This is a genomic window from Gordonia terrae (genome assembly GCF_051789125.1).
Taxonomy (GTDB): Bacteria; Actinomycetota; Actinomycetes; order Mycobacteriales; family Mycobacteriaceae; genus Gordonia; species Gordonia terrae_A.
Genome location: NZ_CP196526.1, coordinates 1,675,646 through 1,698,962, shown reverse-complemented (window position 1 = coordinate 1,698,962; position 23,317 = coordinate 1,675,646). Strand labels below are relative to the sequence as shown.

The 23,317-nt window shown below is 68.2% G+C and carries 20 protein-coding genes; 11 read left to right on the top strand and 9 right to left on the bottom strand.

Annotation, left to right across the window (positions count from 1 at the left end; genetic code table 11):
* Positions 1-40 precede the first annotated feature (40 nt).
* On the bottom strand, positions 41-607 hold the full coding sequence (locus tag ACSUZC_RS07720) for a TetR/AcrR family transcriptional regulator (protein ID WP_439032263.1): 567 nt from the start codon (positions 605-607) through the stop codon (positions 41-43).
* A 113-nt stretch (positions 608-720) separates the two neighbouring features.
* Here ACSUZC_RS07720 and ACSUZC_RS07715 point away from each other — a divergent pair, with 113 nt between their 5' ends.
* Both ACSUZC_RS07715 and ACSUZC_RS07710 read left to right on the top strand, forming a co-directional pair.
* Positions 721-2,160: an MFS transporter gene (locus ACSUZC_RS07715; protein ID WP_439032262.1), complete on the top strand. Its 1,440-nt coding sequence runs from the start codon at positions 721-723 to the stop codon at positions 2,158-2,160.
* Between the two features lie 101 nt (positions 2,161-2,261).
* On the top strand, positions 2,262-2,480 hold the full coding sequence (locus tag ACSUZC_RS07710; protein ID WP_439032261.1) for a hypothetical protein: 219 nt from the start codon (positions 2,262-2,264) through the stop codon (positions 2,478-2,480).
* Here ACSUZC_RS07710 and ACSUZC_RS07705 read toward each other — a convergent pair.
* A complete protein-coding gene (locus ACSUZC_RS07705; protein ID WP_439032260.1) occupies positions 2,477-3,295 on the bottom strand; it encodes an SDR family NAD(P)-dependent oxidoreductase in 819 nt (272 codons plus the stop codon). The genes ACSUZC_RS07710 and ACSUZC_RS07705 overlap by 4 nt on opposite strands.
* A 248-nt stretch (positions 3,296-3,543) precedes the next feature.
* On the opposite strand from ACSUZC_RS07705, the gene ACSUZC_RS07700 reads away from it, so the two are divergent.
* From ACSUZC_RS07700 to ACSUZC_RS07675, 6 genes are all read left to right on the top strand, one after another.
* Entirely contained in the window at positions 3,544-3,891 is a 348-nt protein-coding gene (locus tag ACSUZC_RS07700) for an L-rhamnose mutarotase (RefSeq protein WP_439032259.1), read from the top strand.
* Positions 3,892-4,004: 113 nt separating this feature from the next.
* On the top strand, positions 4,005-5,378 hold the full coding sequence (locus ACSUZC_RS07695; RefSeq protein ID WP_439032258.1) for an MFS transporter: 1,374 nt from the start codon (positions 4,005-4,007) through the stop codon (positions 5,376-5,378).
* A gap of 112 nt (positions 5,379-5,490) precedes the next feature.
* Positions 5,491-6,651: an L-rhamnose isomerase gene (gene rhaI, locus ACSUZC_RS07690; RefSeq protein WP_439032257.1), complete on the top strand. Its 1,161-nt coding sequence runs from the start codon at positions 5,491-5,493 to the stop codon at positions 6,649-6,651.
* A 46-nt stretch (positions 6,652-6,697) separates the two neighbouring features.
* Positions 6,698-8,734 (top strand): bifunctional aldolase/short-chain dehydrogenase, encoded by a 2,037-nt coding sequence (locus tag ACSUZC_RS07685; RefSeq protein WP_439032256.1) that lies wholly within the window; start codon positions 6,698-6,700, stop codon positions 8,732-8,734.
* Entirely contained in the window at positions 8,731-10,218 is a 1,488-nt protein-coding gene (locus tag ACSUZC_RS07680) for a rhamnulokinase (protein ID WP_439032255.1), read from the top strand. The genes ACSUZC_RS07685 and ACSUZC_RS07680 overlap by 4 nt, the downstream gene beginning before the upstream one ends.
* A 20-nt stretch (positions 10,219-10,238) precedes the next feature.
* A complete protein-coding gene (locus tag ACSUZC_RS07675) occupies positions 10,239-11,474 on the top strand; it encodes an alpha-hydroxy acid oxidase (RefSeq protein WP_439033032.1) in 1,236 nt (411 codons plus the stop codon).
* A gap of 56 nt (positions 11,475-11,530) precedes the next feature.
* On the opposite strand, the gene ACSUZC_RS07670 is transcribed toward ACSUZC_RS07675, so the two are convergent.
* The gene (locus ACSUZC_RS07670) at positions 11,531-13,003 is read right to left on the bottom strand and encodes an MFS transporter (protein WP_439032254.1); all 1,473 of its coding nucleotides are present in this window, start codon (positions 13,001-13,003) and stop codon (positions 11,531-11,533) included.
* A gap of 172 nt (positions 13,004-13,175) precedes the next feature.
* Between ACSUZC_RS07670 and ACSUZC_RS07665 the strand changes: the two genes are divergently transcribed.
* Positions 13,176-14,189 carry a LacI family DNA-binding transcriptional regulator gene (locus ACSUZC_RS07665; protein ID WP_439032253.1) on the top strand — a complete coding sequence of 338 codons (1,014 nt, stop codon included), beginning with the start codon at positions 13,176-13,178 and terminating at the stop codon, positions 14,187-14,189.
* Positions 14,190-14,201: 12 nt separating this feature from the next.
* Here the strand turns inward: ACSUZC_RS07665 and ACSUZC_RS07660 are convergent, their stop codons facing one another.
* On the bottom strand, positions 14,202-15,683 hold the full coding sequence (locus tag ACSUZC_RS07660) for an MFS transporter (protein WP_439032252.1): 1,482 nt from the start codon (positions 15,681-15,683) through the stop codon (positions 14,202-14,204).
* Positions 15,684-15,742: 59 nt separating this feature from the next.
* Here ACSUZC_RS07660 and ACSUZC_RS07655 point away from each other — a divergent pair, with 59 nt between their 5' ends.
* The gene (locus ACSUZC_RS07655; protein ID WP_439032251.1) at positions 15,743-16,606 is read left to right on the top strand and encodes an alpha/beta fold hydrolase; all 864 of its coding nucleotides are present in this window, start codon (positions 15,743-15,745) and stop codon (positions 16,604-16,606) included.
* On the opposite strand, the gene ACSUZC_RS07650 is transcribed toward ACSUZC_RS07655, so the two are convergent.
* The 3 genes from ACSUZC_RS07650 to ACSUZC_RS07640 form a co-directional block, all read right to left on the bottom strand.
* Positions 16,560-17,939, bottom strand: coding sequence for an MFS transporter (locus ACSUZC_RS07650; RefSeq protein WP_439032250.1), 1,380 nt, complete (start codon positions 17,937-17,939; stop codon positions 16,560-16,562). The two genes, ACSUZC_RS07655 and ACSUZC_RS07650, sit on opposite strands and share 47 nt — an antisense overlap.
* A 170-nt stretch (positions 17,940-18,109) precedes the next feature.
* On the bottom strand, positions 18,110-19,147 hold the full coding sequence (locus ACSUZC_RS07645) for an LLM class F420-dependent oxidoreductase (protein WP_439032249.1): 1,038 nt from the start codon (positions 19,145-19,147) through the stop codon (positions 18,110-18,112).
* A 53-nt stretch (positions 19,148-19,200) separates the two neighbouring features.
* Entirely contained in the window at positions 19,201-20,010 is an 810-nt protein-coding gene (locus tag ACSUZC_RS07640) for an enoyl-CoA hydratase/isomerase family protein (RefSeq protein ID WP_439032248.1), read from the bottom strand.
* 124 nt (positions 20,011-20,134) lie between these two features.
* On the opposite strand from ACSUZC_RS07640, the gene ACSUZC_RS07635 reads away from it, so the two are divergent.
* Positions 20,135-20,968: a glucose 1-dehydrogenase gene (locus ACSUZC_RS07635; RefSeq protein WP_439032247.1), complete on the top strand. Its 834-nt coding sequence runs from the start codon at positions 20,135-20,137 to the stop codon at positions 20,966-20,968.
* Between the two features lie 4 nt (positions 20,969-20,972).
* On the opposite strand, the gene ACSUZC_RS07630 is transcribed toward ACSUZC_RS07635, so the two are convergent.
* Together ACSUZC_RS07630 and ACSUZC_RS07625 are read right to left on the bottom strand one after the other, a co-directional pair.
* Entirely contained in the window at positions 20,973-21,716 is a 744-nt protein-coding gene (locus tag ACSUZC_RS07630) for an SDR family oxidoreductase (RefSeq protein ID WP_439032246.1), read from the bottom strand.
* 5 nt (positions 21,717-21,721) lie between these two features.
* Positions 21,722-23,245: a class I adenylate-forming enzyme family protein gene (locus ACSUZC_RS07625; RefSeq protein ID WP_439032245.1), complete on the bottom strand. Its 1,524-nt coding sequence runs from the start codon at positions 23,243-23,245 to the stop codon at positions 21,722-21,724.
* Positions 23,246-23,317: the final 72 nt, after the last annotated feature.

Genomic DNA, 23,317 nt, shown 5'->3' with positions numbered 1-23,317 from the left:
GTCCGTGCCGCGCACGGACGGACGGGTCCGTGGGCCCGGTTCACACACCGGGCCCACGGATACCCTCGACCACGAGTTCCAGGAGACGCTGCGACTCGACGCAACTGCGTCCCAGGGCGATCATGTTGGCCAGGGTGAACAGTTCGTCGACGGTGAGGTCGGCGCGGATCCCGCCGGAGCGTTGGGCGGCGCCGAGGATGTCGGCGCCGGCCACGCGGATGTCGGCGCAGCTGGTGAAGAGCGGGCTCTCCGGATCGCCGGCCGCCGCGATGATGACCTCGGGCAGACCTTGATACGCCCCGACGTGGCGGGCGAGTGCACGAATCCAGTCGACGAGCCGCTCCCCCGGCTCCTCCCCGTTTGCGGTTCGCGCCGCCTCCACCAGGGCAGCGGTGTCCTGTCGCATTGCCGCCGCGACGAGCGCCTCGCGAGACGGGAAGTGACGGTACAAGGTCCCGGCCCCGACACCGGCTCGTTTGGCGATGTCATCGAGCGATGTGTCGATCCCCGACTCACGGAAGGCTTGCGCCGCCGTGGCGACGACCTTCTCGTAGTTGCGTCGAGCGTCGGCTCGCATCGGCTTTGCCGGCGCGGATGCGCTGGTCATGCCACCTCCCGAAGAAAACACTTGTAACCGGAGAGCATCTCCGCTTGAATAAGCGGAGACAGTCTCCAATTGGAGAGACTCTCCTCTTCGACCTTACCCGCCCTGGAGGCCCGATGTCCCAGATCTCCGATCGCGCAGCCCGCTCATCGACTTCGGCGTCTGGCGCAGGCGAACCGACCATCGACCGCCGCACCTGGATCGGACTCATCGTCGTGGTCGCGAGCCAGCTGATGGTGATCCTCGACGGCACGATCGTCACCGTCGCGCTTCCCCGCATCCGCGACGACCTGGGCTTCAGCGAGGTCTCCCAGTCGTGGGTGATGAACGCCTACGTGCTGGCGGTCGGCGGACTTCTGTTGCTCGGCGGACGTCTCGGCGACCTGATCGGACGCCGCCGCGCGCTGCTCTACGGGATCGCACTGTTCACCGCGGCGTCGCTCCTCGGCGGACTGGCGACCAGCGCGTGGATGCTTCTCACCGCCCGCGTCCTGCAGGGTGTGGGCGCCGCGCTGGCCGCACCCACCGCACTGGGACTGATCGTCGCGAACTTCCCTCCCGGACCCGATCGCGCGAAAGCGATCAGCTGGTTCTCGCTGGGCGCCGCGTCGGGCGGCGCACTCGGCCTGCTCCTCGGCGGCGTACTCACCGAACAGCTGTCGTGGCACTGGGTGATGCTGGTCAACGTGCCGATCGGGGCAGCGATCCTCCTCGCCGCACCGTTCACCGTCGACGAGACACCTCGGCAAACCGGCCATCTGGGTATCTGGGACACCCTTCTGTCCGCGGCAGGCGTCGCCGCGGTGGTCTTCGGCTTCATCCGCGCCTCCGAGGTCTCCTGGACCGACCCGGCGACCACCGCATCGCTTGCCGTCGGCGCAGCGACCCTCGCGGCTTTCGCTGTCCGGCAACGCCGTACGAGCCACCCACTGCTCCCGCCCCGGCTGGTGAACTCCGCGCGCAAGGCCGCGCCGTTCGTGGTGATGTTGCTGTTGCCCGGGGCGATGATGGGCATGTTCACCTTCATGACCCTGCACCTGCAGGACGTGATGGGTTACAGCGTCGTCGCCTCCGGGTTCGCCTTCCTACCGTTCATGGTCCTCAACATCGGACTGACGGTCACCGGGATCACCGCCCGCCTCGTTGCCCGCCTCGGTGCGGCACCGGTGTTGATGGCGGGATTGTCTCTGGCGATCGTCGGTTTGCTGTGGTTGTCGTTCGTCGGCCCGGAATCCACCTTCGTCAGTGCGATTCTGGCGCCGTCGATGATCATGGGCGCGGGAATCGGCCTGTCCGTGGCCCCCGCCAACGTCCTGATCGTCGACAACTCACCCGCGGCCGACGCCGGCGCCGCCTCGGGCCTCATGCAGGCGCTGCTCCAGGTCGGCGGGGCGCTCGGACTTGCCACGTTGATGACCGTCTTCGGCCCGCTACAACGCAGCGATCCCTCCGGCACAGCTACCGGCACAACGATTCTGGCCGGTTCCTCGTTCGCGGTCGTCGCACTGCTCGTGCTCGTCGTCGCCTATCGTCCGAGGCGCGCGGCGGAGGCGTGATGCACAACGCGAGATCTTCGGTCACGATGTCCACCGCGTGACGTCACCTCCGACGCGATCCGCGTGCACCCCTGAATCCCACTGGTGATGTACTCGGAGGCATGTCCACTCGGGTTGTCCTGCTCGCCGACTCCTCGGTCGCTCTGCTCACCCTCGGGATCTCGGTCTACTCGATCGCGATCCTGGTGTGCCTCGGGATCGCGATCAACGCGGCACGGTTCGGGCGCAGACGGGTCGCGGTCGCGATGGCGTGGGTCGTCGGCGTGCTGACCGTGGCCGGCGTCATCGTCGCCATCCTGAGCAGTACCGCCGGAGGTTAACCCTCCGACCGCAACTCCGCGCGTTGCCGTGCGATGAACTGCGCTGCAAGACGATTGGTGAGTCCGGGCGCCAATCGCTGCATGCGCCAGGAGATCCGGGAGCGCCGCGGCACGACGAGAAGCGGTCGGTTCGCGGCGATCGCGGCCAGGGTGTCCTGCGCCAGCCGGTCGGCGTCGTAGGCCTTCGTCGAACCCTGGCTCGCGAGATAGTATCTGCGACCAACGAATCCGCCGACCGAGCCCTTGTCCAGAATCGGCGTCTCGACCGCGGACGGGCAGACTGCCGTCACCTTGACCCCATGCCCGGCCGCCTCGGTGCGCAGCGCCAGCGACATCCCGACGACCGCATGCTTGGTCATGACATAACTGGTGATCAGGCCCGCCGCGACGAGCCCCGCCATCGACGCCGTGTTCACGATGTGCCCCGACCGTTGGCCGATCATCACCGGATAGGCGGCCGCGACCCCGTGGACGACGCCGCGGATGTTGACGTCGATGATGGCGTTCCATTGATCGAGCGACAACATCTCGGTGGGTCCACCCCACGTGATGCCGGCGTTGTTGAACATCAGGTCCAACCGGCCCGACCGCGTGACGACGCTGTCCACCAGGCTTGCCACCGCAGCGGCATCGGTCACGTCGAGATGTACGGCCCGGACGTCACCGAGCCCACCGGCCAACGCCGCCGCCACGCGTTCGGCCGCGGCGAGATCGATGTCCGCGCACGTGACGTCCGCACCACCGGCGACCAGCGCTCTGGTGAGCGCCGCCCCGATGCCGGAGCCACCGCCGGTCACGATGGCCGTCTTCCCCATCAGATCCGGACTGCCGACATCTGTTCCCCGACTCGCTCCGCGCACGCCATCCCCTGTCGCCTCACCGGTTTCCGATGATCATGTCGCATCGCCGCCCGCCCGGGACTCGTTTGCCTCGGACGGCTCTTGACATCCTCACAGCTCGCTCTTAATGTTGCTGCCATCACAAATTGAAACGTTCTAATTCGCCGAGGTGGACCCCTCCCGACGATCTGCGTTTCCCCACACGTCGTCTGTCAGGAGCAGCCATGTCCGACCTCCAGCGCGTCTGTTTCGTGCTGCATCTGCGCCCCGAGCGCGTCGAGGACTACCTCGAGGCACACACGGAGGTCTGGCCCGAGATGCTCGACGCGCTGCGCGAGACCGGGTGGCGCAACTACTCGCTGTTCTTGCGACAGGACGACGGCATGGTCGTCGGCTACCTCGAGACCGAGGACTTCGCGAAAACCTCCGCCGCGATGGAGGCCACCGAGGTCAACGCCAGGTGGCAGGCCCACATGGCCGAGTACTTCCGCCCCGCCGCGGGCGGCACCGACGGGGGCGCGAACCCCGACACGATCCGCACCGAACTCGTCGAGTACTTCCACCTCGACTGACCCCGCACACGCAACACACGACACGTACTGACGGGCGCACCGACATCAGCGAACTCCGGTTTGACCTCTCCGATCCCGACCCTCTGTACTGATCTCCGACGCAAGGAATCACCATGAAAGTAGGAGCGCGCTCCACCACCGGCTGGCGGGCGACCATCTCGGTCGCCATGTCGAACTACATCGAAGCCGGTTCGATCATCGCGATCGCCACCAGCCTCGGCTTCTGGCAGGACGAGTTCGGCATCAGCAACTTCGCCGTCGGCCTGCTCGCGGCGCTGAGCGCCAACGCCTTCGGTGCCGCGGTCGGTGCCGCCATCGGCGGCCCGCTGTGCGACCGCTACGGCCGCAAGGCGATCTACACCTACGACCTGCTCGTCTACATGGTCGGAGTCCTGCTCGCCGCTTTCGCGCTCAACTTCACCATGTTGCTGGCCGCATTCGTCATCACCGGCCTCGCGGTCGGCGCCGGCGTACCGGCGTCCTGGACATATATCGCGGAAGAGGCACCATCGGTCGAACGTGCCAAGCACGTCGGCACCGCGCAGCTCGCCTGGTCGGTCGGTCCGCTGATCGGATTCGCCCTCGCCGCCGCACTGGCACCCCTCGGGCTGCTCGGATCGCGCCTGATCTTCCTGCACCTCTTCGTGGTGGCCGCCGTCGTCTGGTGGATCCGCCAGGGACTCTCCGAGTCGAAGATCTGGAAGGACGAGGCTGTCGACGAGACGCGCTCGCTCACCGCTTCGGTCGGCGCCCGCGGCGTCAAGGGCCTGTTCTCCAAGAAGGTCAACATCACCGCGCTGCTGTTGCTCGGCGGCATCTATCTGTTCTGGAACACCGTCGCCGGACAGGCCGGCATCTTCATGCCCCGGGTCTACGAGACCGCAGGCCTCGAGAGTGCCGTCCAGCAGAACCTGCTGCAGGTGCTGGTGTGGGGCTGCACCGTGCTCGCCACCTACTTCGGCTTCATGCGGTACGCCGATCGGGTCTCACAGCGCGCGCTCTACATCTTCGGCGCGGCACTGGGCATCGTCGGTTGGATCGTGCTGGTCGCCTTCACCGACGGTGGCATCACCACGATGCTCGCCTTCGCGATCCTGTGGGGCGTCTCCGCGGGTATCGGCGCGCAGGCGTTCTACAGCCTGTGGGCCAGCGAGATGTTCGCCACCCCGTATCGCGCCAGCGCGCAGGGCGTGATGTTCTTCGTCGTCCGCACCGCGACCGGTCTGCTGAGCTACTTCTTCCCCACGATGCTGGCCGCCACCGGTCTCACCACGGTGGGCATCCTGCTCGTCGCCCTGCTCACCATCGCGCTCATCATCGGCGCGATCGCCGCTCCCGACACGCAGGGCAAGACGCTGCAGGAGATCGAGGTCGAGCGTTACGGCGCACCGCTGTCGCCGCAACTCATCGAGCACCCGGTGTCGGCGGGCCGCCCGGTCGCCGGTGACGCACCCACCGCCGAACCCACCAGCACGACCGCTGTCTGAGTCGTCTTCCAGCGGGCCTTCCGCTTGATTGAAACGTATCAGTCCACTGACTTCCCCGCCGCCGGTTGTTCCCCGACGCCGGCGGCGGGGAAACCCAACCGAAAGAACCCTGATGGCCACCTTTGACGAGACGATCCTCGACAATCTCGAGATCGAGCTCCCCTCCTGGGCGTTCGGCAACTCCGGCACCCGGTTCAAGGTGTTCGGCACCCCGGGCACCCCGCGCACCATCCACGAGAAGATCGCCGACGCGGCGAAGGTCAACGAACTGACCGGACTCGCCCCCACCGTCGCCCTGCACATCCCCTGGGACACCGTCGACGACTACACCGCCCTCGCCCAGTACGCACAGGGTCTCGGCGTCACCCTCGGAACCGTCAACTCCAACACCTTCCAGGACGACGACTACAAGTTCGGCAGCCTCACCCACACCGATAAGACGGTGCGCCAGAAGGCGATCGACCACCACATCGCGTGTATCGACGTGATGAACGCGACCGGTTCGCGCGACCTCAAGATCTGGCTCGCCGACGGCACCAACTACCCGGGCCAGGGCGACATCCGCGGACGCCAGGACCGCCTCGCCGAGTCGCTGGCCACCATCTACCAGCACATCGGCGACGATCAGCGACTCGTGCTGGAGTACAAGTTCTTCGAACCGGCGACCTACGTCACCGACGTGCCGGACTGGGGCACCTCCTACGCCCACGTCACCGCTCTCGGTGAACGGGCCATGGTCTGCCTCGACACCGGACACCACGCACCGGGCACCAACATCGAGTTCATCGTCGCCCAGCTGTTGCGCCTCGGGAAGCTCGGCTCCTTCGACTTCAACTCGCGCTTCTACGCCGATGACGACCTCATCGTCGGTGCCGCAGACCCGTTCCAGCTCTTCCGCATCCTGTTCGAGGTGATCCGCGGCGGCGGCCTCGACACCGGCTCGCCGGTCGCCCTGATGCTCGACCAGTGCCACAACGTCGAGGAGAAGATCCCCGGACAGATCCGTTCGGTGCTCAACGTCGAGGAGATGACCGCCCGCGCGCTGCTCGTCGACACCGACGCATTGACCGCGGCGCAGGAGGCCGGAGATGTGTTGGGCGCAAACGGAATCCTGATGGATGCCTTCTACACCGACGTCCGTCCGATGCTCGCCGAGCGTCGTACCCGGCGCGGACTCCCCGCCGACCCGATGACCGCCTACGCCGAGTCCGGCTACCGCGAGCGCATCGTCGCCGAGCGCGTCGGCGGCACCCAGTCGTCCTGGGGCGCCTGAGCGCTCCCCCGCCCCAGCTTCCCTGAACTCGAGGAGATCCCCCGACATGACCAATCCCGCAGTCGCCGCGCTCATCGCGCGTTCCAACCGGCTCGGCTCCGATCCGAAGAACACCAACTACGCCGGCGGCAACACCTCCGCCAAGGCCACCGACACCGACCCCGTCACCGGCGAGGACGTCGATCTGCTGTGGGTGAAGGGTTCCGGCGGAGACCTCGGCACCCTGACCGAGCAGGGCCTCGCCGTCCTTCGTCTCGACCGCATGCGCGCGCTCGTCGATGTCTACCCGGGCCTCGACCGCGAGGACGAGATGGTCGCAGCCTTCGACTACTGCTTGCACGGCAAGGGCGGCGCGGCACCGTCCATCGACACCGCGATGCACGGTCTGGTCGACGCCGCACATGTCGATCACCTCCACCCCGACTCCGGGATCGCCATCGCCACCTCCGCCGACGGAGAGGCGTTGACGAACAAGATCTTCGGCGACCGCGTCGTATGGGTGCCGTGGCGCCGTCCGGGATTCCAGCTCGGATTGGACATCTCGGCGATCAAGAAGTCCAACCCGCAGGCGATCGGTTGCATCCTCGGCGGGCACGGGATCACCGCGTGGGGTGACACGTCCGAGGAGGCCGAGGCCCATTCGCTCGAGATCATCGACACCGCCGAGAAGTACATCACCGCCAACGGCCGCTCGCAGCCGTTCGGCGCACCGCTGGACGGGTACGGCGCACTCCCGGCCGCCGAACGTCGCGCCAAGGCAGCGGCCCTCGCACCGTTCATCCGCGGTCTCGCCTCGATGGACAAGCCGCAGGTCGGCCACTTCACCGACGTCGAGCCGGTGCTCGACTTCCTTGCCGCACAGGAACACCCGCGGCTGGCTGCCCTCGGCACCAGCTGCCCGGACCACTTCCTGCGTACCAAGGTCAAGCCACTCGTCCTCGATCTCCCGGCATCGGCATCGGTCGACGAATGCAAGGAGCGTCTGGCGGCGCTCCACGAGAGCTACCGCGAGGACTACCGCGCCTACTACGACCGGCACGCGACCGAGGACAGCCCGGCCATGCGCGGCGCCGACCCGGCCATCGTGCTCGTCCCCGGCGTCGGCATGTTCAGTTTCGGCAAGGACAAGCAGACCGCGCGCGTCGCAGGCGAGTTCTACCTCAATGCGATCAACGTGATGCGCGGCGCCGAGGCGATCTCCACCTACGCGCCGATCGACGAGTCGGAGAAGTTCCGCATCGAGTACTGGCTGCTCGAAGAGGCAAAGCTCGCGCGGATGCCGAAACCGAAACCGCTCGCCACCCGCATCGCGCTCGTCACCGGCGCGGCATCGGGCATCGGCAAAGCCATCGCGGCGCGTCTCGCCGCCGAAGGCGCCTGCGTGGTGATCGCCGACCTCGACGCGGAGAAGGCACGTGCCGCCGCGGAGGAGATCGGTTCGAGTGACGTCGCCATCGGCGTGGCCGCCGACGTCACCGACGAAGCAGCCGTCCAGGCGGCGATCGACGCCACCGTGCTCGCCTTCGGCGGTATCGATCTCGTCGTCAACAACGCCGGCCTGTCCCTCTCGAAGTCGTTGCTGGACACCACCGCTGCCGACTGGGACCTGCAGCACAACGTGATGGCACGCGGTTCGTTCCTGGTGAGCAAGGCCGCCGCGCGCGCCCTCATCGACCAGAAGCTCGGCGGCGACATCCTCTACATCTCGTCGAAGAACTCGGTCTTCGCCGGCCCCAACAACATCGCGTACTCGGCCACCAAGGCCGACCAGGCCCATCAGGTCCGACTGCTCGCTGCCGAACTCGGCGAGCACGGCGTCAAGGTCAACGGCATCAATCCCGATGGCGTGGTGCGCGGTTCGGGCATCTTCGCCGGCGGGTGGGGTGCGCAGCGCGCCGCCGTCTACGGCGTCGAGGAGAAGGATCTGGGCAAGTTCTACGCCCAGCGAACCCTTCTCAAGCGCGAGGTGCTGCCGGAGAACATCGCCAACGCCGCCTTCGCCCTGTGCACGTCCGACTTCTCGCACACCACAGGTCTGCACGTGCCGGTGGATGCGGGCGTCGCCGCCGCGTTCCTGCGATGAGCCGCTCCACTCGGTCCGCCCAGGTCGCCGCGATCGACCTGGGCGCGACCAGCGGCCGGGTGATGCTCGCCGATGTGTCGCGGGGACGACTCGAGCTCGAACAGGTCGCCCGATTCTCCAACGATCCCGTGCACATGTGGAACGGCCGACGGTCGGCACTGCACTGGGACGTTCCCGGCTTGTTCCGGGCCGCCTCGGCGGGCCTCGCCGAGGCAGCCCGTCAATCCGACGACCTCGTCGGCATCGGCGTCGACTCATGGGCGGTGGACTACGCATTGCTCCGCGACGGCCGGATGCTGGGTCTGCCGCACCACTACCGGGACGATCGCACGGCGGCCGGAGTCGACGCCGTGCACGCCGAACTCGGGCCGGTGGACCTGTACCTGCGCAACGGCCTGCAGTTCCTGCCGTTCACCACGGTGTACCAACTGGCCGCGGAGAAGGCCGACGGCCTGCTCGATCACGCCGACAGCGCGCTGCTGATCCCCGACCTGATCACCTACTGGCTGACCGGCAGGCGCGGCACCGAGCGGACCAACGCCTCGACCACTGGTCTGCTCGGGGTCAACGGCCAGTGGGACACCGCGATGATGGAACGCCTCGGGCTGCCCGTCGGACTGTTCCCCGAGATCGTCGAGACCGGGTCCGACCAGGGCCCTCTCCTCACCGATGTCGCCGAGCGGCTCGGCCTGCCGTCGTCCACCCGTGTCACCGCCGTCGCCTCGCATGACACGGCGTCGGCGGTGGCGGCGATCCCGATGGATCCGTCGCGAGCGGCCTACATCTCCTGCGGCACGTGGGGTCTCGTCGGTGTCGAACTGACCGAACCGGTTCTGTCCCGCGACGGGTGGAAGGCCAACTTCACCAACGAGGTCGGCGCCGACGGCCGAATCCGCTACCTGCACAACGTGATGGGACTGTGGCTGCTCAGCGAGACGGTGCGTCAGTACCAGCGCGAGGGGTACCGGGCCGACCTCGGCGAGCTGCTGGCCCAGGCAGCGGAGGTGACGCCGACCGTCGACGTCTTCGACACCGACGACGCACGTTTCCTCCCGCCGGGTGACATGCCTGCACGCATCCGCGACTGGTACGACGAGCGCGGCATGCGACCGCCGATGACCCGCGCCGAGATGGTCCGCGCGATCGTCGAGAGTCTGGCATCCGCGTTCGCCGACGGCGTCGCGAAGGCCGCCGCGCTCTCGGGGACACCGGTGGAGACCGTGCACCTCGTCGGCGGCGGATCGCAGAACCGGCTTCTGTGCCAGCTCACCGCCGACCGCCTGGGGTTGCCCGTCCAGGCCGGCCCCGTGGAGGCGACCGCACTCGGCAACGTACTGCTCACGGCACGAGCCCATGAATTGATCGATGGCGATCTCGAGGCGATGCGGACTATCGTCGCCGACAGGTTCCCGCCGCAACACTATGCACCCCGACGCACTCGCGGCACGCGTGCGCGCGCCACGGTCGGGGCAGGAAAGGCATGACCATGCACACCGGTTCCGCTATGAAGCGCCGAGTACCCAAGCCGCGCGACCTCGCGCCGCTGATGCAGTTCAAGAAGCCGCAGTTCGATGCCAAGAAGCGCCGCCTCGACGCCGCGCTCACCATCGAAGATCTCCGCAAGATCGCCAAGCGACGCACCCCCAAGGCGGCTTTCGACTACACCGACGGGTCGGCGGAGGCGGAACTGTCCATCGAACGTGCACGACAGGCGTTCTCCGACATCGAGTTCCACCCGGCGATCCTGCGCGACGTCTCGAAGGTGGACACCTCGTCCACCATCCTGGGCGGGCGCTCGGAGCTGCCGTTCGGCATCGCGCCCACCGGGTTCACCCGGATGATGCAGACCGAGGGCGAGTACGCCGGTGCACGTGCCGCCGGTCGCGCCGGCATCCCGTTCTCACTGTCGACCATGGGCACCGCGTCGATCGAAGATGTCAAGGACGCCAACCCTCACGGTCGCAACTGGTTTCAGCTGTACATGTGGAAGGACCGCGAGCGGTCCATGGCCCTGGTCGACCGCGCCGCGAAGGCAGGTTACGACACCCTGCTCGTGACCGTCGACGTCCCCGTCGCCGGGGCACGCCTGCGCGACAAGCGCAACGGGATGTCGATCCCGCCCGCCCTGACGGCCAAGACGGTGGTCAACGCGATCCCGAGGCCGCAGTGGTGGATCGACTTCCTGACCACCGAACCCCTGGCATTCGCCTCCCTCGACCGGTGGTCGGGAACCGTGGCCGAACTGCTGGACACCATGTTCGACCCGACCGTCACCTTCGACGACCTGGCCTGGATCAAGTCGCAGTGGCCGGGCAAGCTGGTGGTCAAGGGCATCCAGACGGTCGACGACGCCAAGGCCGTCACCGGCCTCGGCGCGGACGGTATCGTCCTGTCGAATCACGGTGGCCGACAGCTGGATCGGGCACCGATCCCGTTCCACCTACTGCCCGACGTCGTCCGGGAGGTCGGCGACTCGACCGAGATCATCCTCGACACGGGAATCATGAGCGGCGCCGACATCGTCGCGTCGATCGCGCTGGGTGCACGGTTCACCCTGGTCGGCCGGGCCTACCTCTACGGCCTCATGGCCGGCGGCGAGGCCGGCGTGGACCGGATGATCGAGATCCTCGGTGAACAGATCGCTCGCACCATGCGACTCCTCGGGGTCGCCTCCCTGGAGGAGCTGACGCCCGCGCATGTGACCCAGCTCGAACGGCTGGTGCCCCGGGCACGTGCCTGACGCCCAAGGTGTCGCGGAGGGGTCCGATCCTGCCGATCGGGCCCCTCTGTGTCGGTTCAGGAGGAGCGGGCGTCGACGCCCGGGGTCTGGTCCCGGTGATGTCCGAAGTGGTCCACCAGCCCTACCACCAGCGCGATGAGAACCAGGCCCGCGGCCGTCCCGAGTCCGATCTGGAACGCGCGCGCCCAATCCCCACCGCTGTTGGCGACCTGGGCGAAGAACACCGCGCCGACGAGCGCGATACCGGCCGCGGCCCCGATCCGCTGGCCGGTCTGCAGGACACCTCCGGCGATGCCCGCCTTGGTGACCGGTACCTGGTCGAGGCTCAGCGTGAGGTTCGGCGAGATCACCAGACCCGAGCCGACTCCGGCGACGAGCAGCGGCAACGCGGCGGCGTATCCGACGTCGGGGCCGGGCACGAACTGAACGGCGACGATCGTCGCGGCCATGCCCAGGACCACGAGGCCCAGTCCGATGAGGACCAGCGAGCGACCGACCCTCGTCACGATGTTGCCGCCGACGGTCGCCGACACCGCCGACCCGAGGGCGAACGGCGTGACCGCCAGACCCGCCTGCAGCGCCGAATAGCCGAGTCCCTGTTGCACGAACAATGTGTAGATGAAGAAGACCGTCGTGAACCCGGCGAAGTAGACCATGGCGATGATGCAGCCCAGCGAATACGAGCGCATCGAGAACAGCGAGAGGTCGACGAGTTGCTGATGTCCCGCGCGACCCTGGCGGCGCTCCCACAACACGAACGCGACGAGCACCACCGCGGCCACGATCAACAGAAGCCATTTCCGTGGACCAGGCCACTCCTGCTCCTGGACGAGCGGCAGCATCAGCGCGAAGACGCCCACCCCGAGGAGCACAACTCCGACGGGGTCGAAACTTCCGCGCAGCGGCTGTTTGAGCTCCTCGGGTCGTGCCGGGATCAACCGGATCGCGGCGATGAAGGCAACCACACCGATCGGCACGTTCACGAAGAAGATCCAGCGCCATCCGTCGACGCCGCCGCCCAGCTGGATGAGGACACCACCGAGCAACGGTCCGACTGCCGTAGAGATCCCGATGGTCGCGGCGAACATGCCGAAGGCCTTGCCGCGCTCGGCCCCGCGGAACAGCAGCTGGATGAGGCCGGAGACCTGCGGCGCGAGAATGCCGCCCGCGACGCCCTGGATCAGGCGGAAGACGACGAGTTGCGTCGGGCCCTGAGCCACCCCGCATGCCGCCGACGCCACCACGAACAGGGTCAGTCCGACCAGGAAGGTGACCTTGCGGCCCCGGGCGTCACCGACCCGCCCCGAAGGGACCAGCACCAGGCCGAACGTGAGCGCGTACCCGGACACCACCCACGACAGATCGGCGGACGTGGCACCGAGCCCGGCCTCGATGGACGGCAGCGCGACGTTCACGATCGAGACGTCGAGCAGTGTCATGAACCCCACGACCAGGCACACCGCCAGTGCCTTCCACCGGCGCGGATCGGGCTGGTAGTCGGCGGAGAACGGACTGGCCGGAGTCGACATCGAGTCGCCTTTCGTGCTGGAGGTGCCGCGCAGGTGGTGCCCCACGCGCCAGAACGACACCAGAGTGGACGAAACGTGGCGGGACGAAACCTGTTCGTAGTCAACCAGGCCGAGAGATGGGCGACCCTCCCGGCTCCGCGTGTACCGGTACCGCGTCTGGTGAGATGAACCCATGGGTGTGAGCATGCGCGACGTCGCCGCAGCGGCGTCGGTGTCGGTGGGCACGGTGTCGAACGTGCTCAACTCTCCGGGGAAGGTGTCCCCGTCCACCGTCGCCAGGGTCCAGGCGGCGATCGACCAACTCGGCTTCGTGCGCAACGACGCGGCCCGGCAACTCCGCGCGGGCCGATCCCGATGTGTCGGGCTGGTCGTCCTCGATGTGGGGAACCCGTTCTTCACCGACATCGCCCGCGCCGCCGAACGGCGGGCCGGCGACCACGACCTCACGGTTCTGCTCGGCACCTCCGATGACGACGAATCGCGTGAGCAGGCCTACCTCGACACCTTCGACGAACAGCGCGTGTTCGGACTTCTCGTCTCACCCATCGGCGACGATCTGCGGCGGTTCGACTCCCTGCGCCGCCGCGGCACCCCGGTGATCCTCGTCGACCGCGACGCGGGGGGTTCTCCTTTCGACTCCGTCGCCGTCGACGACATCGCGGGCGGACGCCTCGCGGTGTCCCATCTGTGCGACACCGGCCGCCGCCGCATCGTCTTCGTCGGCGGGCCGCCGGGACTGCGGCAGGTCGCCGACCGTCGCCGCGGCGCCCAGGACGCGGTCGCCGAGGTCGACGGCGCGACCCTGGAGGTCGTGGACACGACGACGCTGAGCGTGCTGGCCGGGCGCGAGGTCGGCACCGCCCTGCTGGGTCGCGGACCGCACGGTCTCCCGGACGCCGTCTTCTGCGCCAACGACCTCCTCGCCATCGGGGTGTTACAAGCCTTCACCATGCTCGCCGGGGGTGTGCGGGTCCCCGACGACATCGCGATCATCGGCTACGACGACATCGACTTCGCCCGGTCGGCCGTGGTGCCCCTCTCGTCGATCCGGCAGCCCACCACCCGGATCGGCGTCACCGCCGTCGACCTGCTGATCGCCGCGGCGAACGAGTCGGCCGACACCCATGTGCCGTCGAATCTGGTCTTCCAGCCCGAACTCGTTGCCCGGACGTCCACGCTCGGCTGAGGCGGGGACCACTCACCGCGCACGCGCCGGGAAGTCTCGTGCGCCGACGGCGGTCACCGATCCGGCTTCGGTACCCGGTCTGAGCGGACGAGACATCAGGCCGACGAGCCCGGCAGCGGCGGCCGCCACCCCACCGACGGCGAACACCAGGGTGTAGGCCGAACCGGAGGCGCTGCTCCCACCCGCGACGGTCATCGTCGCGAACGCGGTGGCGACCGTGGCACTGGCGATCGAACTGCCGATGATGCGGGCGATCGCGTTCACGCCATTCACCGTGGCCGTCTCCGAAGCCGGAACGGCGCCGGTCAGCAGGGACGGGAGCGCGGCATAGGACCCGCTGACGAAGATGTTGACCACCACCGCGGCGACGATCAGCTGCCATGGCCGGTCGCGCGCGAGGACGAGGAAGACGAACGCGACCACGCCGCACGCGCACATCGCGGCGAGCACCCGATGGCCCCCGAAACGATGAACGAGTCGTCCGCTCGCCGCGGCCGCGACGACCCCCGCCACCGAACCCGGCAACAGGAACATCACGCTCGCGCCGAGCACGCTGACCCCGAACCCGTAACCGGAGATCGACGGTTCCGCCTGGACGAATTGCGCGATACCCAGGAACTGGAAGTACATCGCCGCGCCCACCAGCAGCGCGGCGACATGCGCCGGTGCGACCGCCCGGCCCGCCAGCGAGGAGAGCGGCACCAAGGGCGAGGCGGATCGGCGCTGGTGCACACACCAGAGCACGAGGCACACGAGCCCGGCGGCCCCGAACCCGATCGCGGGCACCGGGCCGCGGCGCGGCCCCTCGGACAAGGCGAGCAGCAGCGCACTCAGTCCGATCGCGAGGAGCGCTGCCCCCGCGATGTCGAGCGAGCCGGTCACCGCGGTCCGCGGGCTCCGCGGCACCGCCACGACCACCCACAGGAGGGAGATCGCGCTCAGCGCCAGCAGCAACCAGAACACCCTGACGTACGAGCCGCCGTCGGCGACCAGGACCCCGGCGATCACCATGCCCATGCCCGCGCCGCCGGCCATGATCCCCGACATCAGGCCGATCGCATGGGCGAGCCGGCGGTCGTCCACATTCGTCCGCAGTACGGCCACCCCGATCGGGAAGAGCGCGAACGCGCAGCCCTGCAGGACGCGGCCGGCGACGAGCAGGGGCAGGTTCGGGGCGACGACACACAGCACCGAGCCCCCGACGACCACGACGAGCACGCCGATGAGCACCGCTCGTCCCCCGCGACGGTCGGCGACCTTGCTGAGCAGCGGGGTGCAGATCGCGGCCGACAGCAGATTCGCGGTCAGCACCCAGCCGATCTCGGCGGGTCCCACCCCGAGTTCCGCGGACATGGTGGGCAGCACCGGGACGACCGCGGCCTGCATGACCGACAACGTCATCACCGTGAAGCAGAGCACGGCAACCAGCCCACCGGTCGAGCCGACGGAACCGGGGCCACCCTTCACCATCTCCACCCCTCTTTGCCGACGCACCCCAAAACCTTATATCATTAGTTTACGGTCGACTCCCGACACACGAGAGGAAGCAGCAGATGCCCGACTCCACCACCGCCATCCGTCTGGACGGAGACGGGGTCACTCTCGTCGCCGATCGCTGGGAGCCCACGGACCTGCCCGCGACGGGGACCGCCCTCCTGCTGCACGGCGGCGGTCAGACCCGGCACTCGTGGCAACGCACAGGTCGGAGGCTCGCAGATCACGGCTGGACCGCCGTCACGATCGACGCGCGGGGACACGGGGACAGCGAGTGGCCCGCCGACGGCGACTACTCGATCTCCGCACATGCCCGCGATCTGGCGGCGGTCGTCGCCGGCCTCGGATCGCGCCCGGTACTCGTCGGCGCGTCGCTCGGCGGGATGACCTCGCTCATCGCCCAGGCCGCCGATCCCACGCTCGCGCGGGGCCTGGTCCTCGTCGACATCACGCCGCGCGCGGAACCCGAAGGACTGGAGAAGATATCGGCGTTCATGCACGACGGCCTCGCCGGCTTCGACTCCCTCGAGGATGCCGCCGCCGCGGTCGCCGCCTACAACCCGCACCGCCGCCGCCCGCCGCGGCCGGAGGGACTGCGCAAGAACCTCCGGCTGCGCGACGGGCGCTGGTACTGGCACTGGGACCCCCGGATGCTGAGCGACCGCGCCAACAGTCCGGAACAGGCCGGGGTCCGCGAGGAGCAGGCCCGCCGGGCGGCGAGGTCGATCACCGTACCCACCTTGCTGATCCGCGGCGCACAGTCCGACGTCGTCAGCGATGAGGGTGCGCGCGACCTCCTCGAGCTCATCCCCACCGCTCGCCAGATCGACGTCGGCGGTGCCGGTCACATGGTCAGCGGTGACGACAACGACGTCCTCAGCGAAGGTCTGCTGGAGTTCCTCGACCGCGATCTCCGGAGCTGACCGCCGCGCCGTCGCCGGTTTCTGCACCGACCCTCGACAGCCAGGCAGCACCGAATCCGAGCACCGCGATGCCGCACAGCAGCACGCTGAGCCAGATCGTCGTGCCGTCGAAGGCGAGCGGCACCGCGATCACCGGCACGATGGCCGCGCCGATCGCGTTGCCCGCCTCGCGACCCAGCCCGAGCCCACTGAACACATGACGAGACCGGAAGAGTTCGGTGACGTAGGCCCCCATCGGGCCGAAGATCATCCCCACGCCGAGTCCGTTGCCCAGCGCAAGGACCACCCAGAACACCACCGCCGAGTCGTATTCGGACAGCACCAGGAACGCGGGCCAGGCGAACACCGCGCTGTAGACGAAACCCGCCATGATGATCCGCCGACGCCCCACCCGATCGGAGAGCCCGCCGAACACCGGGATCAGCATCGCATTGGCCACCTGCGCGGCGATCAGCCCGATCAGGATGTCGGTGCTGCCCAACCCGAGCTGGTTGGCACCGAACGTGCCCATGAAGACCAGGTAGAAGTAGCCGATTCCCGTCATGCCGATGGCCATCAGCATCACGACCAGCAGGGCCTTCGGCTGCTGGGTGATGACGTCGCGAACCGGGGTGCGGGCCGTGCCGCCGGTGTCCTCGATCCGCTGGAACTCCGGCGTTTCCGGCAGGGACCGTCGCAACCACAACCCGTAGGCGAGTATCAATCCGCTGAGCAGGAACGGCACGCGCCACCCCCATGACATGAAGGCGTCTTCGGACATGACGGTCGAGAAGAAGAGCAGCGCGCTCGTGCCCAGCACACCACCGAGCGCCGCCCCCATGCCCGGCAGCGAACCGAGCAACCCGCGCCTGCCACGCGGCGCGAACTCGACGGCGACCAGGGTCGCACCGCCGTACTCCGCGCTGGCCCCGATCCCCTGGACGATCCGCAGCACGACGAGCAACAGCGGTGCGAGCCAGCCGATCTGATCGTAGCCCGGCAGGAGCCCGACGAGCATCGTCGCGGCGCCCATCAGGACCAGAGTGAGCACGAGAATCCTCTTGCGCCCGAATCGGTCTCCGAGGCTGCCCAACACGACGCCACCGATCGGCCGGACGACGAAACCGATCGCGAACGTCCCCACCGCCTGCAGCGTTCCGAGAAACGGACTCGACCCCGAGAAGAACACGCCGGCGAACACCACGGACGCCGCCGATGCGTAGAGGCTGAAGTCGTAATACTCCAGCAGCGTTCCGACGAATGCGGCCCGGCCGGCCTTCTTCGACATCCCGGGGTCGGTCGGCGGCGCCTCCGATGAACCCCCCGGGGCCGCAGTCGATGTGGTCTCGATCATGAACACCTCACGCCTTCAGTGCCGAGCGCCACGCCCGGTCATGGTTGTGTCCTGGTGAACATTAACCTAAAGGCATTACTTTTAGGGCATTTTCGTCGAACACGACGGACCATGTAATTCCCTACTGCACAACCATTCCGAAGCATCGCTGTGGAACGGGGCGCGAGCGGTTACGCCCGGATGGTGTCAAGGATGCGTGCGCGGGATCCCGCCCGCGGCCAGCCGCCCAGGATCATCGTGGTCAGACACGTCGCCTTCCATCGCTTCTCGATGTCCTCGCAGATCTTGTCCACGGGACCGACCAGCGCCACGTCCTCGACCATCGCAGTGGGCACCGCCTGAGCGGCGAGATCCGCGCGGCCCCGGAGATACAGGTCCTGGACCTCAGCGCACACGTCTCCCCAGCCCATCCGCACGAACACGTCGTTGTGGAAGTTCGCGCCCTTGGCGCCCATCCCGCCCGCGTACAGTGCGACAACGGGTTTGAGCCGCGAGGCGGCGCGCTCCACGTCGTCGTCCTCGGAAAGCCAACAGACGTTGGCGATCTCGAAATCTTCCACCGAGCGCCGGGCCGATTCTCGGGCAAAACCGTCTGCCATCGCGGCCCGGTAGAACTCGTCGGTCTTCGGGGAGAACCACAACGGCGTCCAGCCGTCGGCGATCTCGGCCGCCAGAGCCACGTTCTTCGGGCCCTCGGCACCGAGGTACACGGGAATGTCGGAACGCAAGGGGTGCACGATGGACTTCAGCGGCTTCCCGAGACCTGTCCCGCCACGCAGGGGCAGCTGATGGTGCCGCCCATCGAAGGTCACCGGCGCATCCCTGGCCCAGACGGCACGCATGATCGACACGTATTCACGCGTCCGCTCGAGGGGACGCGGATAGGGAACCCCGTACCAGCCTTCGACCACCTGCGGCCCGGACGCGCCGATCCCGAGGATCAGCCGTCCACCACTCAGGTGATCGATCGTCTGGGCCGCCATCGCCAGTGCGGTGGGCGTGCGTGCGGACATCTGACACACCGAGGTACCGAGCGCGATGGTCGAGGTGCGGGATCCCCACCACGCCAACGGCGTCAGCGCGTCCGAGCCGTAGGACTCCGCGGTCCAGAAACTGTCCACACCGAGTGCCTCGGCCTCGGCGAGCGTCTGCTCGATCCGCCGGGGCGGACCCGACCCCCAATACCCCGCCATCACGCCGACCTTCATCGCACCTGCACCTCTTCCTCGGATGTCGCCCTGTCGCGCGTGAACAGCACCGGTCAGTGGTTTCGGTAGACGGGGGGACGCTTCTCGAGGAACGACTGCACGGCCTCGCGATGATCTCTGGTCATCGCCGCGAGGATCTGGGTGCGGTTCTCCAGGTCCATCGCCGCGCGCAGACTCGGGGCCTCGAGGTTGGACCACATGACCTCTTTGGTCATCCACACCCCGAACGGGCTGTTGCGCGCGATGTTCTCGGCCGTGTCGAGTGCCCGGTCGAGGAGATCGTCGCCGGGCACCACGGCCGACACGATCCCGACACGCTCGCATTCGGCGGCGTCGACCGGCCGTCCGGTCAGCATGATCTCGGCCGCCCGGGAGAAGCCGATCATCCGGGGCAGCAGCCAGCTGACGCCGATGTCGCAACTCGACTGGCCACGGTTGATGAACGAGGCGTGCATCGACGCGGTCTCGGACATGATCCGTACGTCCGCCATCAGCGCCAGGGCCATCCCACCGCCGGCCGCGGCACCGTTGACCGCCGCGATCACCGGTGGCCGCGCACCGCGGAAAGCCTCGACCAGCGACGCGATGTGCTGCTGCACGCGCATTCCCGCCTGCGCGCGCCCCTCGCCCTCTCGCGCACCGGGCGGTGTGCCATAGCCGCGCAGGTCGATTCCCGCGCAGAAGGCGCGTCCGCTGCCGGTCAGCACGACAGCCCGCGTCTCGGAGTCCGACCGCACCTCTGCGAAGACCTCGTGCAGGGACTCGACCAGTTCGGCGTTCAGCGCATTCAGCGCGTCCGGACGGTCGAGCCGGATCAGCAGAACGCCCGGACGAGGCCTCTCTATCACGATCGACTCGGACATGGCCACTCTCCTCGCGGTCACGGCGCCGCCGATTCGTCGGCGAACATCCGGATATCAGGCTAATGTCTTTAGATTAATTCCTCAAGATCGAAGTCGCGAGGGCACTTTCGGAAAGGACCACCACATGAAGGGACTCGACGGGAAGGTCGCTGTCGTGACCGGCGGAGCCAGCGGGATCGGCGCGTCGACCTGCACGATGCTGACCGCGAGGGGGGCGCGAGTGCTGGTGACCGACATCGACGACGACCGCGGCGAGGCGCTCGCCATCACCCTCGGCGACCACGCGGTGTACCGGCACACCGATGTGACCCGGGAGGACGACATCGCCGCGGCGGTACGCGCGGCGACCGCACGGTTCGGCCGTCTCGACGCGATGATCAACAACGCGGGCCGTGTCGGACAGTGGGCCTACATCACCGACACGTCTGCCGCGGAATGGGATTCGACGTTCACCGTCCTCGCGCGCAGCGCATTCCTGGGCACGAAGCACGCGGCCCGGGTCATGCGTGCGCAGGGCTTCGGCACGATCGTGAACATCTCGTCGGTGGCGGGGGTCCGTACCGGCTTCGGTCCGCACCCCTACGGTGCCGCCAAGGCCGCGGTCCTGCAGCTGACCCGCAGCGCCGCACGCGAGCTGGCCGAGTTCGGTGTACGAGTCAACGCGGTGACGCCCGGCGGCGTCGCGACCCGGATCGTCGGAAACGGGGCAGGATTGGACGGCGACGCCCTCGACGCAAGCGTCGAGGCCGTGCGCAGAGGACTGGCCTCGTTCCAGCCGATCCCTCGCGCCGGCGAGGGAGACGACATCGCCGGCGCCATCGCCTACCTCGTCTCCGACGACGCCTCGTTCGTGACCGGCCAGAACGTCGTCGTCGACGGCGGTCTCACCCTGGGTAAGGCGTGGCCGGGGAATTACCGGGCCGAGGCCGACGCCGCGGCCGCATCGCGGCAGGACTGAGGCCTCAGACGCCCACGGGACCGCCGAGCCATACCCCGACCTCCTCGCCGGAGACGTGCCGACCGTCGTCACCGACGAGAAAGGACACCGTCGCAGCGACGGACTCGGCCGGAATCCGTGGCCAGTGCGCGGCCAGGTTCTCGACCGCGGCCTCGCCGCCGGAGGCGATGATGTCCGTCTCGACGAACCCGGGCATCACGGCGTTCACGGTGATACCGCGGCGCGCGACCTCCTGGGCCATCGATCGCGTCATACCCACGAGACCGGCCTTCGCGGCCGAATAGGCACTCATCCCCGGCGACGGCCTGCGTCCGCCGGACGGGCTGGTCACGAAGACGACCCGACCCCATCCGGCGCGATACATGCCGGGGAGTGCGGCGTGAGTGCAGTAGAACGCACCGCTGAGATTGACGCCGATGACCCGATCCCATTCCTGTGCATTCTGTTTCCGGGCCGACCCGGCGCGATTCATCCCCGCGTTGTTGACCAGTACGGTCGGCGGACCGAGAAGCCGGGTGGCCTCGGCGATCAGCCTGTCCGCCGCGACGGCGTCGGAGACATCCGCCGGGATCGCCGCGGCGCGACCACCCGCCGCGACGATCTCGCTCACCACCTCCTGCGCCTCCGACTCGCTGGTCGCGTAGTTGACCGCGACCGCATGCCCGTCGGCAGCCAGCCGTCGTGAGATGGCAGCACCGATACCCCGGCCTCCGCCCGTGACGACAGCCACGCGTTCGGGACGGGTCACGGTTCTCACCTGACCTTCGGATAGGTCTGCGGCACATCGGCATAGGCATCCCGCAGGTGCCGCTTGGAGATCTTCCCGCTGGGCATGCGCGGGAGTCCCTCGTCGACGAACACCACATACCGCGGCACCTTGTAATCCGCGAGATTGCGGTCGCAGAAGTCCACGATGTCGGACTCGGAGAGACCCTCGACCTTCTTCACCACCGCCGCGGGAGTCTCGCCGAACCTGTCATCGGGCACACTGATGACCGCGACCTCTTCGACACCCGGGATTCGGTTGATCACCTGTTCGATCTCCACCGGGGAGATGTTCAGACCGCCGGAGATGATCATGTCCTTGAGGCGGTCCACGAAGGTGAGATACCCGTTCTCGTCGAGCTTTCCGAGGTCGCCGGTGTGTAGCCAGCCATCGACGAGCGCCGCACGGGTCGCTTCGTCGTTACGCCAGTAGCCGGGCATCATTCCCGGCCCGCGCAGCAGGATCTGCCCCACCTCGTTCGGCGCGCACTCGACGAGATCGGCGTTCACGACCCGGATCTTGGTGAAGATGCCGCCGAACCCGCACTTGTCGGGATGGTCGGCCGCCTCGTCGCGCGGCATGGCCGTCGCCGAACCACCGATCTCGGTCTGCCCGTAGATTTGCCGCAGCTGCACGCCACGGTCGAGCCAGAGGCCCACCAGAGCCGACGGGACGCGGGCACCGCCGACATGGGCGGTGGTCAGATGGCCGAGGTCCGCGTCGGCGAAGCCCGGCACCCGCGAGATCTGCTCGAACAGGATCGGTGGCCCGGTCAGAGTCGTTGCCCGGCTGTCGATCAGGACCCGCAGCGCGGCCTCCGGCTCGAATCCGGGTTGGAGCAGCAGTGTTCCGCCGTGCAACACCGTCCGGGAGATACCCCAGATGATCCCCGCCGCGGTGAACAGGGGCAGAACCAGCAGTGGGCGCAACCCGTTCTGGGTGATCGGCTCCATCAGCGACCACTCGTGCATCTCGCCGCCGATCGTCGCGTGCGTGAACACGACGCCCTTCGGCTTACCCGTCGTCCCGCTGGTGAACACGATCGCGGTCGGCTCGGACAGATCGACGACGGGGCTCCGGTACTCCGGATGCGGCCTGCCGCGCAGCGGCCGGACATCCGTGTCGAACTCGGCGATCGCGAACGTACTCCGCGCCGCATACACCTCGACGAGTCGCGCCCGCAGGTCTGCGTCGCAGTAGACGAGGGCGGGTTCGCAGTCGTCGACCAGAACGGACAGTTCGCCTGCGAGCATCCGGTTGTTGAACGGCGCCGAGATGGCGCCCACCTTCATGGCACCGAGCGCGGCGACGCACCACTCCATCGAGTTGGCGCCGAGGTAGCTGACCCGATCGCCGACGCCCACGCCCCGCGAGGACAGGTCGTGTGCGACGCCGTCGGCCCAGGTGTCGAGTTCGCGATAGGTCACCACATCCCCCGCGAAGTCGATGGCCGGCTGGTCCGGAACGGTCCGGGCCCAATAGGTCAGTGCGTCGACGACGGTTCCGCTCATGAATTGCCTCCTGGTGGATGTCTGGCCATGGGGTGCCCAGGCGCCGGCCCGCCGAGCGCGCAACGCGACACG